The following is a 20,387-nucleotide window of genomic DNA, read 5'->3' as shown; positions in this document are numbered from 1 at the left end:
CATTGTCATTCGTCATGCAAGCCCGTATCCCCTGCGTTTAGAAGCTCTTGTAATTCTTCTACTTTATCCGGATACAGCTGTGCAACATTAATGGTTTCCAATGGATCAGTTTCGTGATCATACAATTCGAATTGCGGACCATCTTCCCTGTTGAAACGCATCAATCTATATCTATCATTGCGCACTGTCATGCCATTCCTCCAGTATCCATAAGAAACATCCTTCCAGTCCTTTTCTTCTCCTTCCAGGATCTTCTTAAAACTTCTACCATCTGTATCATGAGGCATGGGTACCTCACAAAGATCCATTAATGTTGGGTAAAGATCTACCGTACTTACAATTCTATCAGTGGTTCTGGCCTGGCTTATTCCTGGCACTTTCATGATGAAAGCACTGTTCAATGATCTATCAAACATGGTATGTTTCCCCCAAACCCTGTAGTCACCAAGATTATAGCCATGATCACCCCAAAGTACAATGATGGTATTTTCACTTAATCCCAATTCATCCAGGGCATCCAGTACCTTTCCCACCTGAGCGTCTGTATAACTAATGCTTGCGTAGTAACCATGCCTGAGTAATTGAGCATAATCATCGCTTAATTTCTTTTCCAGACTGGCTCTCTCTTCACCCTTCTTATAGCCGTTGAATTCACCCATATTCTGCAAACTTGACGGCGCAGAATTTACGGGAATACTATCATAAGGTGCCAGTTCTATCTCTTCCCGGTCATATAAGTCCCAATATTTTTGTGGTGCTGTGAAAGGTAGGTGTGGCTTGAAGAAGCCCACGCCCAGAAAGAAAGGATCCTCGCGATCAGCCAATTCCTTCAATTTGGAGACTGCCAGCTCTGCGGTCAAACCATCAGGATAACCGTCATCCTCTACCTGCGCACTTTCATAAGGTTTGACCTGTTTGTCCATGGGTTCCCTACTCACACCATTGGCGTAAGCAAAAAATGCATTCCACCCATTTCCCCATTGACCTGCATTGAACTCTAATTCACTCCAACTCTGGGGTAATTCTCTCTGATTGCTTTGAGGTTCCCTGTACCCATAAACATAACCATCCGCTGAATGACTAATTTTTCCAATGCCCACTGTATGATAACCATTGTCCTTCAAGTGGTGAATGAAGGACTCCGGACCTTTTAGAGAATCCGATTGACTACTGATGTATTTCACAATGGCCTGATTATTCACATGATCTTGAGAAACAGGAAGCATACCGGTCAACATCGCATAACGCGAGGCACCACAAGTAGCCACTTGAACATAATGTCTGGTAAAAATGGTACTTTCTTCGGCCAGTCGATCGATGTGAGGAGAGTGAATGTAATCTTTGCCATAACACCCTAAATCGGGTCTTAAATCATCAATACTTAAGAATAAAATATTTGGTCGCTTCTTCTTAATTTCAGTCTGATCGACCTGACTACAACTGCAACATTGACCTACAACCCACAAGCAGAAGAACAGCAATGGAATTCTTGACATCATTTAATAAATTACCGTGACGTCGCCCTTTTCCAGCTTCGGCACGCCTGTACAACTAATATATCTGTAATAATAAACAAATACTCCGGCTCTGACATACTCATCTTTGTGTCTTCCATCCCAGGAGTGGTTCTTATCATTGGTCATAAAGTCATGATCTTCAAACATTTTATTACCCCAACGATCAAAGATTTCCAGCGTCTCCACCAAAACAGGTTCTTTAGATTGAAGGAAGAACACTTCATTATCTTCCGCACCAGATTTAGGTGCAATGATATTCGGTGCATAAATGGTCGCAAGATTGCTGACAGAAACCCCAATAAATGCTGAGGTTGAACAACCATCCACATCTACAATGGTGACTTCAAATGTTTCAGCTTCTGTAATGTTAATAAATGGATCCAGACAATTGGTACATGATACTCCATCTTCATTACTCCAAATAATGTCTGCAACCCTTGATGGGTCAAAATTCAATAAGATATTGGTCTGAATACCCTCACCACACTCATACAGCGCATATCCAGGATCGAATTCAGCTTCAATCTCCCGAGGTTGATCCACTGCTAATAAAGTGTCATAAGTACAGCCGTTGGCATCGATGATGGTCAGTTCATAGTCGCCTGGTGCCAGATCGAAGAATTGACCAGTATTATTGGTACCAACGCCACTAAGTGCGTATTCATATGGTCCAAAACCTCCAAAAGTAGTCTGAACATCGATGCTGCCATCTGTATCACCGAAACAGGTCACACTATTGCTTGAGATTTCAGCCAGATAAGGCATATCCAGTGCTCTGACATAGACCGAGTCCATCGAAGAACACGTATTGTTCATATTGGTCAATTCAGCATAGTACCAACCTGGCTGGTCTACGAATGGAGCGTTGGTATCCTCGCCACCGACAATATTTCCTGACACAGTGTACCAATTGAAAACATATTCTTCCCCGGAAGTACCTGTTGCATCCAGATAAACTCCATCTTCGATACAAGGAAGAATCATTTCCGGTCCAGCATCCACGATTGGGAATACACTTAAATCATCTACAACCACAGTGTCGATGTTTTCACATCCATTGCTCAAGTCGGTGCCTTTCAAATAGTAAGTTCCTGGTTGGGTTACCGTAAGCATGACGCCATTTGCATCATCTATTGGACCATTATCGTTAGACCATTGATAAATGATCTGGCCAGAAGTCTGTGAACCCGTGGCATCAATAATAACGGACTCCACATCACAATCTAAAGCAGCCGGATCATCGATATTTATAATCGGGTATTCCACATTATCATCTATAAAGATAGACATTGAGGCTTCACATCCTGTTATGGTGTCAATGGCTTGTAGAAATACCCAGCCTGACTCATCAATCTGAACTGTGGTATTTGTATTTTCGGTACTATCTACAATCCAGGTATACATAACATGTTCCTGAGATTCGTAAAACAAATTGACCACATCGATCACACAATCCAGGATATTATCAGGTCTGGCTAAAATAGCTACTATTGGTGCGTCATCATTCAATGTCACCACCAATGAATCCTGGTCTAAACATCCGTTTTCGTTGATGGCTGTAATGACATAAGTGCCTGGCTCAGTCACTATGGTTTCTGCATCGTTAGAAATAATCACACCATCTTTACTCCATTCGTAGGTAATGCTTTCGAAAGTACCTCCGATGGAGGATTCCAGCAAGGCTTCTAATACGATACAGGTCAATTCTTTATCTGGTCCAGCAGTGACATCTGGTCCTCCGACCTCTGTGATCTGCACTCGAGTTCGGTCTGAACCACAATCAGGAATGGAGTCAAAGGCCTCTACAAAATAGACGCCTTGCATACCCGGATCAAATACTGAGCTGTTTTCAAGTAACAAATCATTTCCAAATTCGCTGCCATACCAATTGATCGTTAGACCATCTTCAGCAGTGGCAGTAAGAGGTGGAACAGCCGTACCAACACAATAGCTGACATCAGATGCAACAGGTGGCGGAGTAATGTCACATTTACAATTAGGTGCCAATATATTGATGGTGGTGTCACAACCTGTGGCACTAAAAGCTAAGCTTAGTGATACATTCAATGATGTATCGATATCGTTGATGATGTAGACCCCACCACCCTGGTTTACCACCATTAATCCATTATTAACATTGATGATATCGGCATCGGTACTAAATACAACAGAGTAAGTATCTAAATCCAGACTACAGTCTTTGGCACTGATGGTGATTTCCGGAGCAATTTCAGGTGTTATTTCGAAACTGGTCACACCAGTACAACCATTGGCATCAGTAACCGTCACAAAGTAGGTTCCTGTTATATTAATGTCAATGTTTTCTGTAGTAGCCCCCGTACTCCATAAATAAGCCTCGTATGGTTGGTTGGTGGCAACATTCACAAAATCACCAGGGCAAATGAATTGATCATCAACACTCGGTTCAGGTAATGGAAGGACATCGATTACAATGGACGTATCTCCTGAACAGCCCGCTCCATCTGTAACAGTTACAGCGTATACACCTGGTTCTGAAACATTAAGCGTCGAACCAGTGGACATGTCAGACCAAAGATAGCTTGCATAAGTTCCCAGAACACTTAAAGTGGTTTCGTCACCTTCACAAAAATCTTCACCCTGTAGAACAGGACTCAATGAAGTGGTCTCTGAAATTTCAATATCGTCACTTGCGATACAACCGAAATTATCCGTTACAGTTACCGAATAAGTTCCAGGCTGGTTCACAGTGATAGTGGTCGTCGTTTCTCCAGTACTCCACAGTTGCGAAGCATAAATGTCTTCGATAGACAATTCGGTACTCGATCCAATACAATAGGATTCTGATCCCAAAATTTCAAATGGTTCGATGATGATCTCGTTAATGGTGATCGAATCAATTCCGATACAACCCAATGCGTTTGAAACAGTAACTGAATATGTACCTGGCATATCTACTGAAATCGTAGAAGTCGTTTCGCCAGAAGACCAATTATAAAAATCAAAACTCTCATTGATCGACAATTCAGAAGATTCGCCCTCACAGAAATCATTTCCAAGAATCTGAGGCATCAACTCCGGCTCTTCAGTTACAGTGACTTGATCAACCGCCATACATCCATTCTGATCAGTAACTGTGATGCTGTAAACTCCCGCAGAGTCTACGGTAATCCGCTGCGTAGTAGCTCCAGTATTCCATTGATATTCAGGGAAATTGCCTACACTTAATTCTGTTGGAACTCCATCACAGAATGTCAACAGACCTGTAATTTCTACGAATGGCATTGGGAAGGTGTCTATGATTATTGAATCTTCTCCAACACAACCCCCTTCATCTGTCACTGTAACCGAATAAGTACCCGGTTCTGTAATATTGATTTCAGACGTGGTCTCTCCAGTGGACCAATTGTAACTGTCATAAGGATTTTGAAGGGTTAATGTTCCTTCATCACCTGAACAGAAATTATCTCCCAATAGTGTTGGACTAAGAGAATTATCCTCAGTAACAACTCTCGTTCTGGCCAATGTACAGCCATTTTCATCCGTGGCGGTCACTGTATATACTCCAGGCTCAGTTACGACCAGCACAGCTCCTACTGCCCCGGTGTTCCATTCATAAGATGGATAATTACCAGTGGCGCTCAAAGTTGTACTAGAACCCACGCAGAATTCATCCGATCCAAAAACATTGAAGTTTGGCTTGTTAAGTGATGGCACGAAAATACTGCCTTCAGACTCGCAACCTCTTCCATCGGTTACCGTCACCAGATAGGTTCCAGCTTCACTTACCTCTATTTCTTTAGTGCTCTCTCCGGTACTCCACTCATATTTCGCAAAATTGTTGCTTACCCACACTCTTGCACTTTCGTCCACACATAACACATCTGCTCTTAAGTTAGGATCAGTAATGGGCACAATGGTGATGGTGTGGTTGGTGGTTGCTACACATCCATTCATGGTAACTGTTACTGTATAAGTACCTGCCTGGGTAACAGAAATACCCGGTGTGGTAGCACCGGTACTCCATTTGTAAGAATCAAAATTACCTCCTTGTGCCAACAAGCCTTCAGAACTTCCCTCACACACTTCCGTATCCGCATTGATAAAAGGTCGTGGTTCTGGTAAATAGTTTACTTCCTTAGAACCGACTCCTGTACAGTCATCCAGGCTCACTTCGACGGTATAAGTACCCGGTTGGTCTACAGTAATGGTTGAGGTGGTTTCACCTGTTGACCATGAGTATGAATCGTAACCTTCTCCGGCACTTAGGGTGGTTTGATCCCCTCTACAGAAATCATCACCTATAATGACTGGCATAAGCGATTGCTCCAGAGTTACTATAACGTCATTGCTTGCTGTACAACCATTGGCATCTGTAACCGTTAGGCTATACGTTCCTGGATTGGTTACAAAGACCGAACGAATACTTTCACCGTTGGACCAAATGTAGCTCGACATATCAGGCGGTCCATTTAAAGTAGTGCCCGAGCCCACACAGAATGAAGTTGAACCTGTGATGTCGAAGTCGGGGCTCGGGAAACTACTTATTAACTTACTGGAAGTGCCTGTACAACCATTATTGTCTGTTACAGTAACTGAGTAAGTGCCTGATGTAGCTATCGTTATAGCTGAAGTTGACGCACCAGTGGACCATTCCACGATTGCATATGTACCATTAAGTGTTAATTCTCTTTCAGTACCCTCACAGAAATCTAGTCCAATAATTTCAGGCGAAGGTGGTGTGCTTTCTGTTATCGTAATACTTTCTATTCCTTCACAACCTTGTGCATTGGTCACAGTGACAGTATAAGTACCCACTGTAGATACATCTATGGAAGGTCCAATTTCACCCGTCGACCATTCATAAGCATTAAATCCAGAGCTTGCTGTTAAAGTGGTAAAGGACCCTGTACAATAGGTACTATTTCCACTAATTTGTGGGTCAGGAACAGGTAAATTGTCAATTTCAATGGTCACGGTACCGGAACATCCAGATAGATCAGAAACAGTCACAGCATAGGTTCCTGCTTGTGATACAGTGATGGTTTGTGTCATTTGTCCATTAGACCACAAATAGTCATTAAATCCTGGTGTCGCTTCTAGTACGGAGGATTCACCCGGGCAGAAGTCACTTCCTGCTATGTCTATATCAAGTCCAGGTGCTTGATCAATGATGATATCTGTTGAAGCCTGACATCCATTTAAAGTGACCGTTACAGCATAAGTGCCGGCCATATTAATATTAATGGATGCAGCGCTGCTTCCATTAGACCAATTATATGCGTCATAGACCTCTGTCAGGCTTAAACTGGCATTACTACCATTACAAATGGCTTCTGGACCCAAAATAATTGGCGAAGGAACAGGTTTTGTTGTAATGGTGATCTCATCTGTACCTGTACATCCATTGATGTCTGTCACTGTGACGGCGTAAGTGCCCGCATTTGATATCTGAGTAGTGGGGCCTATTTCGCCTGTAGACCAGGAAACATTAGCATATGATCCGGCTAGGCTCAACGTAGTAGAGTTGCCTTCACAAAACTCAATACCTCTGATGATAGGCGTAGGAGGATTGACCACGTTGAGTGTAAATATATCTTCACCTGTACAACCTGTGAAGTCTGTAACAGTGACAGAATAGGTGCCTGCTGAACTGACAGACAGTGTGGCTTGAGTAGAGCCATCCGACCATAAATATTCATCATATACACCCACTTCAAGGATTCCTTGTGTGCCATCGCAAATTGTACCAGGACCTGTAATATCCGGATCTACTTCTGGGTAGAAGTCTACTTCACCGCTGCCTATGCCCACACATCCCATCTCATCAGCCACAGTAACTGAATAAATACCAGCTTCTGTCACCTCAATGCTCTGTGTTGATTCTCCAGTACTCCATGAGTAACTGTCAAAAACGCCAGCGTTCAAAGTAGTTGATTCACCTTCACAAATATCTTCTACATCTAAGATTACTGTGAATACATCCTCTACATCTACTGTAAACGATTCAGTATCCGTACAGCCGTTTTCATCCGTCACAGTAACGCCAAATGTTCCCGGGCTATTAAGATTCAATACCTGGGAATTAGCACCGTTAGACCAGATGTAAGTGTTGAATCCAGGCGTGGCTATCAATGTATATGATGAATTCTCACAAACGGTAGAAGGACCAGAAATGTCTACATTAGGTAGCGGGTTTTCTGTTACATTAACAGATACGGTTCCTGTACAACCATCTGCATTCGATACGGTCACGCTATAAGTGCCAGAATTACTGGCAATAAAGGTAGGATTGGTGCTGCCATCCTGCCACTCATAATTATCATATACTAGTGTAGTAGAAATGGTAGATGTTTCACCTTCACAGAAATCCTGAGCATTTAAAACAGGATTCAACCCGGATTTAGCAAGCACCTCCACACTCGTCACGCCTTCACATCCTTGAGCATTTGTTACAGTAAGACTGTAAGTTCCCGGTGTACTGACGGTATTGAATTGGGAAGTAACACCATTAGACCAAAGATACGAACTCCAATTTTCACCATTTAAAATCGTAGAAGCTCCGGGACACAATGGTCTTGCACCGAGAATTCGTGGTTCAGGAACAGGATTCAATCTTACTGTAATACTGGCAACGTCAGTGCAACCATTGGCATCAGTAACCGTTACGGAATACTCTCCTGCAGAAGATATAGTGGTCGAATTACTACTGGACGCACCATTTGACCATGCATAGGTCCAATTGTTATTAGAGGTTGCAATTAAAGTGGTTGATTCACCAGGACAAATATCGTTTCCATTGATATTTACATTAGGCGGTGTCCTTTCGTTAATTACAAAATTATCTGTTGCTGAACATCCATTGGCATCTGTCACAGTAACTGTATATGTTCCTGCGCCGACTTCTGTACTTTGATTGCCTTGTCCATTTGACCAGGCATAAGTAGCATATCCGCTAGTAGAGGTCATGATTACTGTTGTTTCTCCAGGACAAACCAGGTTATCACCTATGATATTTACGCTGACATCTGGTAATTGATCTACTGTAATTTGATCTGTACCTGTACAGCCATCATTGGTTACAGTGACAGAATAAGTTCCTGCTGGCACGTTGATATCATTGGTCGTTGCATTTGTCGACCATAATATGGAAGTGTAAGTTCCCGGAACACTAAGCGTTACCCTTTCACCGTCACACACTTCTTCCTCACCTAGAATACTTACGTCCAGATCCGCATCTTCTATTACCGGTGCAGATGAGGACCCCTGACATCCATTGGCGTCCGTTACAGTGACTGAATAAGTACCTGCAGTATTCACTGTAATAATTCTGGTCGTTTCCCCAGTATTCCAAACGTAGGAAGTAAATCCACTAGGAGCCGAGATATTGGTAGACCCAAGAGGACAGAAAGTTAAAACACCTCCAATCCTAATGTCCGGATTTGGATTAACTGTAACCGTATGTGACGCTATTGCAGTACAACCATTGTTGTCGGTAACGGTTGCAAAATAGGTGCCTGCTGTTGTTACTGAGATGAACTGCCCGCTTCCGCCGGTGCTCCAATCCATATCGCTGTAGAATTGATCCAGACCGATTGATATATTATCGCCCTGACACAATTCAGTCGGACCAGTAATGTCGGGTTGAGGTAGTGGTTCAACATTGACATTAACTGCAACTAAACTCGATAAACAACCATTGTCGTTACAAGCCACATAGAATGTTCTGGAGCTATTTAATACAGGAGTTGTAAAATTATTGCCCGTATGTACCAGGTTATTTCCGAGCGCGTCATTATACCATTCTAGTTGTCCATCGCAATTGCCAGCGGTAAGAATCGCACGTTCACCTACACAAATGGTAGGACTGTTTGTTGATACTGGAGGATCAGTTATTTCAGGAGTACCTGAACAAGGAATACAAATATTACCAAAGCAATCTTCTTCCTGCATGTCATTAATGGTACAAGGGTCATCGTCGTTGCAGGAAACCAATCTATTAGGTATACTTATGTTTTGAGTGAAACTAATGGTGACACCACAAGCATCTGTATAAGTCCATACCCTCTGGATGGTGCCATTACATGCTTCATCGATTAATTCTATACCAGTCGCAGTTCCAGATATCCTACAATTACCCGTCAATCCATTACTCACTTCTAAATTCATCAGCGGAGGCAGATCATTACACGTATAGCTTGCATCTGCCGGAGGATTCACAAAGTCCGGTCCAGGTGCGGGTAATACAGTGATGATTTGTTCTTCGGTGGTGTTGTTACCACAAACATCCCTTGCAGACCAGGTTCGAATAATTTGATATCCGCATGGTCCAGCTCCATTAGAAGATTGACCTAAATAAGAAATAGTAACCATACTACAATTGTCAGAACCACTAGCTGCCCCCGAATCAGCTGGCGGTATATTATCACAATCTACCGTGATATTTGCGGGAACCATAAGGGTCGGTTCTTCATCATCTACCACTGTAATTCTTTGACTTCTGGTGATTATGTTGCCGCAATCATCAGTAGCTCTCCATGTTCTCGTTAAGATATATGGACACATATTCTGAGGAGTTGAACTTTGTCCCAGATACTCAACTATTGGAACGCCACAATTGTCGCTGGCGGAGGCTGCTCCAGGGTCTTCTGCAGGAATAGCATTACAATCTACAGTGAGGTCTGATGGGACACTAAGCATTGGATCTTGATCATCTATAATTCTAAAGTTGGCTTGAGTAGTAGAGAAATTTCCACATAGATCAGTGACGGTAAATATGACATTGATCGTTTCTGCACAGTCTCCCGAAAGTCCAGGTGCATTGTTGCTCCAGGTGACATCACTACATATATCGGTTGCATCTGCAAATGCATTGCTATTCAACCAATCCTGATATATGGTATTATTATCATCGCTACAGATAATGGTTGTGTCCATCGCACTTTGTGTGATTTCTGGTCTTGTGACATCGGTAATCGTAAATGTAGCGGTGGTGCTTACTGTTAAACCACATGCATCTTCAGCTGTAAATGTCACTTCAAAAGATTCAGAACATTCATCGATAACGTCAAAGAAGTCATTGGACCAATTAACGTCTGAACAATTGTCGTCCACCACAGCCCCTCCGTGACTATCTAGCCAGTCTTGAAGTGCTTGTTCATTGGTAGCAGGATTACATTCCACGGTTTCATCCATTGCCGGAGTAGTAACTCTCGGATCTTCAGTGTCCACAACAGTAAATGTTGCAGTGGTGGTATTACTGGAACCACAGGCATCAGTGACAATGAAATCAACAGTAACGCTCTGCTCACAATCACCAGTTAAAACGGCATCTAGATCGTTCCAGGTAAATGTATTACAATCATCAGTTGCCACTGCCCCACCATGACTATCTAACCAGTTTTGAAGGTCAACCAAGTTTCCAGCGCCATCGCAATCCACCGTGATGTCCTGAGCTTCAGTTGTGAAAATAGGGCCATCCATATCAACTACAATGAAACTTCCTTGGGTGGAATCAATATTTCCACATTCATCTTCTACGTAGAAGGTTATTAGGTTAGGTTCATCACAATTGTTGGTCAGATCTACAAAGTTATTGGACCAGGTTAAGTTTTCACTACAAATATCATTGGCTACAGCCAATCCATTATTTGCTAACCAATTATTAAAATCGTCTAAATTCCCACTTCCGTCACAAGTCACTTCGAGATTCGTAGCATCAGACGTAATAAGGGGAGCCTCTGTGTCTTCAATGGTGAATATAGCAGAAGTGGTATTGGTTAAACCACATTCGTCAGTTACTGTGAAAACAACGAGTACACTTTCCTCACATTCATCCAGAGAGCCGTTGAAATTATGGGTCCAGGTTACATTTCCACAGGCTTCAGAAGCATCAGCTCCACCGTTGGCGTCCAACCAGTTGTTTAAATCTGTGATATTCCCATTACCATCACACTCCACAGTAACATCACTGGCATCTATGGTGATATCCGGTGGTGTATTGTCCTGAACGAAAATCGAAGCAGTGCATGTCCCCATCAATCCACAGTCATCTTCGACCATAAATGTTACTGGTCTGGAATAGGTTTCTCCGCAACCTTCAGAAATTGGACCCAATTCAAAAACAACGTCTAACTGAGTCCCGCAGAAATCTGTAGCAGTAACACTCGCCAGCCAGTCCTGGATCAGATTATCATTATTAGGATCACCACACTCAAGCACTAAATTCATAGGGCAAGTTAAAATAGGTCTTACCGTATTTTGCAGCGTAATGACCTGGGTTGCCTCGGTAGTGTTACCACAAAGGTCTTCAACAAGCCATGTTCTGGTAAGTTGGTCGTTACAAGTAATGAGCGAACCAGATTCTACTGCAGTGACCGTATTAGGTCCATCGCAATTATCCGTCCAGTCCAATACTGCTGCAGGGTCTAGATCCTCAATACACGCTATGGTTAAGTCGGCTGGAGGATCTAAAATAACTGGTGGAATGGTATCTTCTATAGTGATCACCTGCTCCACTGTTGCAGGGTTCCCACATTCGTCCATCACCGTCCATGTTCTGGTAATGATTTCAGGGCACACTGAGAAATTGGTTCTTTGTTCTGGAGAAATTAAACCTCCAGCTGAACAATTGTCAGTCCATCCTAAAAGAACTTCATCAGGTAATTCAGCATAACAACTAACTGTAAGATCAGCAGGTGCAGGTTCGATTATAGGAGGTGTGGTGTCCAGCACGGTGATCAATTGTATTATTCTTGCTTGATTACCACAATCATCTTCAAATTCCCAAATTCTGGTAATGATTTCAGGGCAAGTTGCGCTGTCGGTACTGTCTCTAGGCGTGATAGACTGTATTCCAAGACAATTATCCTCAACATTGACATTGACAGGTAGTGGAATATCCTCTGCACATGACACCGTTAAATCGAGAGGACCTTCTTCGAAAACAGGGCTAATATCATCAATAATAATAATGACTTGAGCAACTGAATCTGCATTGCCACAGGCGTCCGTGTATGACCAGATTCGGATGATTTCACCTCCGCACTGATCTGTATTGTCAATTACTGTTAAATCCGCTATTCCCATCATGTCACAATTATCCGTCCAGCTCACCGTTGAAGGATCTGGAAGTTCTTCGATACAAGCAATTATAGTATCGTTAGGAGCCGGTGTCAACACTGGATTTTCTTCGTCAATGACAGTTACTGTAATCTCATATGAAAGATCTTCACCACATTCATATTCATAAGTCCAGGTGATGATCGCTTCATCTCCACATGTGGCAAGTGAGCCATTTATGGTTGGTTCTACGGTACCACTTATTTCGCAACTGCCAGTAGAATTGTTGGTATATACTAATGTTGGTGGTTCATAGCTGCTAATTTGTTGGCAGGTGATCATTGTGTCTTGTGGCAGATCAATAAACTCTGGTGAAGCTGCTGGTAAAACCTCGATAAGTTGCATATAAGTTAATGGCTGACCGCAAGAATCCGTATCTGTCCAAAGCACTTCTATTGTACCTCCACAGACATCAAGGTCTCGCGTTATGGTGGGTTCTAGCTGACCATCAATCAAGCAAAATCCAGCTTCATTGTTACTGTATTGAAGTGCAGATGCTGAAAATGATTCCGCCTCTATACAAGAAATTGTAATGTTTTCCGGAGCATCCACTATGGTCGGAATCGAGGCAGGAGTGATAACAATTTCTTGTTCGTGATTGATTTCCCTACCACAAAGATCTATATAAGACCATCTTCTAAGAACCGTTGATCCACAAGCACTTTCGTTACCAACTTCAATTCCATCTACCAAATCAGTTATTTCACACAATCCTAAAAGTCCATTGCTAATACTTAATTGAGGAATGGTCATGTCAAATTCTTCGCATGATACCGTAATATCGTCAGGAGGATTTACAAACGAAGCCGGTGGAAGTGAATCTACACTAATATTTTGAACAGCGATAATGGAGTAATCACAATCAACTGTCTGCTCCCAGGTAACTACAATCGATCCACCGCATGCATCATAATTTCTATCTACGACTGGTGTAACTACTCCTGCTATCTCACAGGTTCCCGTTTCATCATTTGTATACTGCAAATCAATGGCTGTAAATGATTCCGCATCCTCACAAGATAGCGTTACATCTGCAGGAATATCAGTAAATACAGGTGAGCTGGCTCTTTCTACGGTAATGATTTGTTCGGCTGAAATCGTATTTCCGCAAGGATCAGTGAAAGTCCAACTCTGTACCATTGCCCCACCACAGATGTCCCATGCAGCCTCTATGTTGCCTGGCACTTGTCCTTCAATAAGACATGCCGGCTCTGATGACGCATTTGAATAAGAGAGGAAACTCGGAGTCAACGTATCTGCCTCTTCACATGATATGGTGATATTTTGAGGAATTTCAAACTCAGGTTGATCAGGAGGAGAAACGAAAATAATATGGCTGACCAGTTCTGCATTACCACAAATATCTGTGACTTCATAGACGTGTTCAATGATTCTGCTACAAATATCTCCTTGAATACTTTCAGATACGAAACTCACGTAAACCTCTCCACAGTTGTCAGAAGCAGATACAATAGTCGAATCTGGTTGTGGAATGCCCATATCACAATCAATCGTAGTGTCAGGTATTGGATCTACAGTTGGAGGTACATCATCATTTACAGTGATAATCTGAATTACAGAATCCTGATTTCCACAGAAATCAGTTGCAATCCATTTTCTAATGACCTGACCACCGCATACATCCACTATTTCTGTATCAAATCCTGTTTCCATTCCACCGGTATCGCAATTGTCTGTCCATGACAAACTAATCATTTCAGGTACATCATCAATGCAAACGACGGTAATATCTTCAGGGGCCTGGTCAATAACCGGTGGTTCATCATCGTCAACTGTAACCTGGATCATAAAGGTGGTATCGTTACCACATGGATCATCATAGGTCCAGGTAATGATTGAATTATCTCCACAGTCTGAAACAGGATTGCTAATCACTGGGTCTAGCAGTCCTGAAATTCCGCAAGTCCCATTGAATCCATTAGAGTATGTAATCTGGCCTGGTGAATAACTTGCAGCTTCTGCACAAGTTAAGGTAATATCTTCAGGGACATCGCTAAATGTCGGATATGGAGCCGGTGTAACTTCTATGTTCTGCGTATATGTCAGATCAAAATTACAGGAATCAGTTCTGCTCCACGTAATGGTAATGATACCTCCACACTCATCGTAATTAAAGTTGACCAGCGGATCAATGGACCCCTCTATCAGACAAGTACCCGCAGAATTGTTAGAATAATCTATACTAGACGGGAAAAATAAGACCGCCTCAAAACAAGTAATGGTCATGTCTTCCGGCATCTCTAATAATACTGGTGGATCCGCTGGTTCAATGCTGATTTCCTGTGTATGATCAATTGTCCTGCCACATGGATCTGTGTAGGTCCAGGTTCTTTGAATTGAACCTCCACAAACATCAAGATCACCCGTTTGAATACCCACTACTGTTTCGTTAATAGCGCAAACTCCTGTCAAGCCATTGGTAACGCTGAGATCAGGGATATTATTAGAATCAAAGTCTTCACATGAAATTGTTATGTCCTCAGGCGCATCTGTAAATGCAGGTAAAGGTAAAGAGTCTACAGTGATTCTTTGTATGGCGGTAATTATAGTATCACAGCTCACACTGGCATTCCAGGTGACGGTAATTTCACCACCACAAACGGTATAGTCTCTATCTATCACTGGTGAAATCAAACCAGAAATCTCACATGTACCCGTTTCGTTGTTAGAGAAGGCTAAATCCTCAGAAACAAAAATATCAGCCTCCTCACAAGTAAGTGTCAGATCAGAAGGTATGTCTATAAAATCTGGCGTGGTAGCGGAAATAACCGTAATAGTCTGGAAAGTATCAATCGTTCTGCCGCAATCATCTGTATAAGTCCAATTTTGTGTGATGGTACCTCCACATTCATCGAAAGATTTGATTAAAGTGCCCAATACTTCACCACTAATTAAGCATTCTGTATTCGATCCATTATTGCTGTACGAAAGGTTGCTCTCGGTAAAGGCTTCAGCTTCGGCACATGTGATGATTAAATCCTCTGGATCTTCAAAAGTAGGTGGTTCTGGAGGAAGAATTATAATATTCTGCGTTATCTGAACAGTATTTCCACAAGCATCAATGACTTCATAAACATGCTGGATTGTTTGATTACAGACGTCACCATTGATGGTTTCTGAAATGAAATTAATATCTGCGATTCCACAATTGTCACTGGCAATAATTTGAGATGAATCAGGAAGTGGAACACCATCATCACAAGACACTGTTATGTCAGGAATACCAGCAACTATAGGTTGTTCAGTATCATTGATTGTGATAACCTGCATTACTGAATCGGCGTTTCCACAAATATCAACGTATTTCCACTTTCTAATGATCGAACCGCCACAAATATCAGTGGTTTCTGTTTCAGTTCCATTTACCACACCAGAACCATCACAGTTATCCGACCATGAAAGACTAATCATTGCCGGAACATCACCGAAACATTGAACTGTTGTATCAGCTGGTGGAATTTCTAATATCGGATCCTCATCGTCAATTACTTCGACGTTAATCATAATACTTGTGTCGCCACAAGCTGTATTTAATGTCCAGACGATAGTTGCAATATCTCCGCAAGTTTCCAGACTTCCATTTAATGTGCCACTTACTGTTCCTGAGATTTCACATACTCCAGATTCTCCATTAGAGTATTGTAAATCAGTAGGTGTGAAAGATTGAGCTTCATTACAGGTAATAGAAAGATCATTAGGAGCATCTATAAAGTCAGGAATCGGCGCAGGTAAAACTGTAATGGTTTGATCAAAAGTTATTGGATTACCACAACTATCTGTGTAAGTCCAATTAGCCTCAATGGTTCCTCCACATTCATCATAATTAGATTTAATAGTAGGGCTTACGGTTCCACTTATTTCGCAATCTCCCTTTTCATTATTTGTATATTGAAGATCTATGACATCGAAAGCTTCTGCTTCCGCACAAGTAATAATGGTATCAGATGGTGTATTGATAAAAGTGGGAGGAGTTGAACCATCTACCTGGATCGTCTGATTGTATGAAATCATCCTTCCGCAGACATCGATATAAGTCCATGTTCTGACAATTAAACCTCCACATGCGTTGGAACTACCACTCTGGGACTTATCTGCAACGTCCAAGATACTACAATTTCCAGTGAGCCCATTTGAAACCATCACATCTGGTATGTCTCCCGGATTGAATGAACCACATGAAACACTTTCGCTTTGAGGGGGATCAACGAAAAATGGTAGAGGCATAGAATCTACAGTTACAGTCTGGGTATGTCTCAATGTGTCTCCGCAAGGCAGAGGCGCTTCCCAGATAACTTCTAAACTTCCGCCACATTCGTCGAAATCATTGATAAATATAGGGAAAACGGTACCTTCAATAAGGCAAATACTTGATGCGCTATTGGTGTAATCCAATGTGCTTGCTGTGTAATCATAAGCCTCTTCACATGACAAGGTAATATCGGCTGGCAGATCAGTAAACGCAGGATTATCAGCAGGTTCGACTACTATTAATTGACTGGTTTCAATCATCCTTCCACAAGGATCAGTAAAGGTCCAGGTCTGGGTCAATGTGTCACCACACTCTGAGATAGTACCGGTGATAACCCCTAATACTTGTCCCTGTATTAAACAATTACTGCTTTGAGCGTTATTGCTAAATGAAAGATTAGATGCCGTTAAATTTACCGCTTCTTCGCAAGTAATGGTTATATCAATGGGTTGATCAAATTCAGGCTGGTCAGGCGGAGTTATCATAAAATTCTGAGTAACCTGAATAAAGTTTCCACAGAAATCGGTGATTTCGTAAACCCTCAGAACCGTCGAATCACAAAGATCTCCAGATTCAAATTCTGCCACTCTTCTAATCGAAGCTATACCGCAATTATCTTGCGCATCTGTGATCAATGTCGTATCCGGAGCAGGTAGTCCGTCTTCACACGCAACCGTAACATCAGGAAGGTTTGAAGCCGTTGGCGGTGTGGTGTCGTCCAAGGTTACAGTATGAATATAATAAACCTCATTTCCTTGACAATCCAGATAAGTCCACGTATAAGTGATTTCACCTGAACACTCAGGCACGTCTGATTCTATCGGTCCTGAAGGAACAATTTCATTTCCACAATCATCCAGGATTTGTGGAGGTGATGGAAGGATGATGTCATTATAACATTGGACAACAGTATCCGTAGGTACAGGTGGTATTAGACTTCCACTTGGTTCTACTGTGAACGAAATAGAGAAATCAACGGTATCACAAAGGTCCGTTATTTGATAATTAATGATTAGCTCACCTCCTATACAGAATGTTGAGATTGTTCCATCAAAGTCATTAGTCGATTGTGGGTTGCAGCCCTCTTCAATATTAATTTCATTTTCCAGGTTAGCAAACCAAATCGAAAATTCATTATCTATATCCTCTTGACTAGCGTAATCGCAGGATCTTATCGTTAAATCATCTGGTATAACATATGAAAATGGGATTGGAGAATTGATTGTAAATGTGGTATTGAAGGTGTCTGAGGAGCAAAAGTCCTGAATATAGTATTCAATAGAAACTGACCCCCCATCACATAATTGAGGTATGGTACCATCAAAATTATTGTCAATTTGAGTGTTGCACCCACCTTGAACATTTAGTTCATTTACATTATCTATCAACCATTGATTAAAAATTGCATCTAACTCTGCTTGTTCACTTAGGCTGCAAGCATCAACAGTAAGGTTGGTTGGTTGTTGAGCACTGACAGTTTCTATTGGCAGCACCTCAAAGGTTGCGTTCACCAAAATGGTATCACAAAGGTCTGTTATTGTCCAAAAAATCTCAATAGAACCTCCGGAACAGAAGTCTATTGTTTCTCCAATATAATCTGAAGAGAGGATTGCATTACAATCGTTACCTATGTTAAAATTGGATTCATTATTAGCAATCCAATCTGATAACTGCTGATCGATATTACTTTGTGCAATAGTGAGATCAGAATCTGAAAAATCACAAGCATCAATTGTAAGATCTTGTGGCTCATTAAAGGTAATGTCTGCTGGAGTGGTGATCGAGAACACCGCATCAAAAGTTATGGTGTCACACAAGTCTTCCGCAGCGAAATTGATCGTCAAATCACTATCCATACAGAGTTCAGGAAGTGTGCCATCAAAATCATCTGTAAAAATGACATTACAACCTTGCGTCTGATTAAAGCTCGCTGTGATATCATCATACCAGGTATTGAATTGATTTTCCAGATCAGCTTGGCCTGTCAGAGTACAAGCATCTAAGATTAGATCTGTTGGTTGTGTGAAGGTCAAGTCTGCCGGGGCAGTTATTGAGAACACCGCATCAAAGGTAATGGTATCACACAAGTCTTCCACAGTGAAATTGATCGTCAGATCACTGTCCATACATATTTCAGGTAGTGTTCCATCATAATCATCTGTGAAAGTGACATTACAACCTTGCGTTTGATTAAAGCTCGCTGTAATATCATCATACCAGGTATTGAATTGATTTTCCAGATCAGCTTGGTCTGTCACAGTACATGCGTCTACTATTAGATCCGTTGGTTGTGTGAAGGTCAAGTCTGCCGGGGCAGTTATTGAGAACACCGCATCAAAGGTAATGGTATCACACAAGTCTTCCACAGTAAAGTTGATCGTCAAATCATTGTCCATACATAATTCAGGAAGTGTTCCATCATAATCATCTGTGAAAGTGACATTACAACCTTGCGTTTGGTCAAATCCATTTACGATGTCATTGTACCAATTATTAAATTGATTTTCTAGATCTGTTTGATCTGTAATCGTGCAGGCATCTAGTATCAGATCCATAGGATCTGTTAAAGTGATATCTGTTGGTGGATTTAACGTAAATGTTGCTTGTAATGGAATGGTATCACACAGATCAGAAACGGTATATTCGATGATTACTTGTCCACCATCACAGATTTCTGGTATGTTTCCATCGAAATTATCATTAACTACTGCATTACAGCCTCCTCCAGAAATGCTATTTTCAGTTAGATCACGAAGCCATCTATTAAATATTGTATCGATTTCTGATTGTAAGCTAAAATCACAAGCTTCAATTGTTAGGTTTGTTGGCTGGTTAGTGGTTGTTGGGATTGTAGGTACTACCTCGAAAGTGGCACTTACCACCAAAGTATCACATATATGTATAATTGTCCATGTAACTTCTATACTTCCTCCCGGACAAAACTCAATTGTTTCGCCATTATAATTTGATGTAAAAGATGCATTACAACCTCCTTGTATATTGAGATTGTCTTCATTATCATTGATCCAATCCATTAATGCTCTATCGATGTTATTTTGAGCTGCGTTAATGTTTATTCCTTCATAGTCACACGCATCGATGATAAGGTCAGTTGGAGGTTGAAGAGTCAATGGATCTGGAGGCTGAACCGTAAAGGTCGCCGAAACATCAATCGTCTCACAAGTATCCTGAACGGTCATGGTCACCGTCGCTGTTCCGCCACATAAGTCTGGAATCGTCGCCCCACTCAAGGTCGAATCCGGGGCACATCCGCCGCCAAAACTAAAGTCATCTAAGAAGGCCTGGAAAGCATCCTCCAAACTCTGTGTATCATCACATGCATCGAAGGTCACATTAGCCGCAGGGGTTGCCGTCAATGGATCTGGAGGCTGAACCGTAAAGGTCGCCGAAACATCAATCGTCTCACAAGTATCCTGAACGGTCATGGTCACCGTCGCTGTTCCGCCACATAAGTCTGGAATCGTCGCCCCACTCAAGGT

General features: G+C 41.9%; 2 protein-coding genes. Both read right to left on the bottom strand.

Annotated elements, in window-relative coordinates; genetic code table 11:
• Window positions 1-5: 5 nt before the first annotated feature.
• A complete protein-coding gene (locus tag L2567_RS15210; protein WP_235298657.1) occupies window positions 6-1,499 on the bottom strand; it encodes a sulfatase in 1,494 nt (497 codons plus the stop codon).
• Window positions 1,500-20,333, bottom strand: a complete 18,834-nt coding sequence (locus L2567_RS15205) for an HYR-like domain-containing protein (protein ID WP_235298837.1) — start codon at window positions 20,331-20,333, stop codon at window positions 1,500-1,502.
• Window positions 20,334-20,387 lie beyond the last annotated feature (54 nt).

Origin of the sequence: Portibacter marinus, from assembly GCF_021533195.1 — a bacterium.
GTDB classification, from domain to species: Bacteria; Bacteroidota; Bacteroidia; order Chitinophagales; family Saprospiraceae; genus Portibacter; species Portibacter marinus.
Note: the sequence above shows the minus strand (reverse complement) of the source record. Positions and strands in the feature narration are given on the sequence as shown.

What these genes read in the sequence shown, in the direction of transcription:
- L2567_RS15205 (WP_235298837.1), bottom strand. Translation starts at nt 20,333, where the DNA reads ATGACCGTTCAGGATACTTGTGAGACGATTGATGTTTCGGCGACCTTT.
- L2567_RS15210 (WP_235298657.1), bottom strand. Translation starts at nt 1,499, where the DNA reads ATGATGTCAAGAATTCCATTGCTGTTCTTCTGCTTGTGGGTTGTAGGT.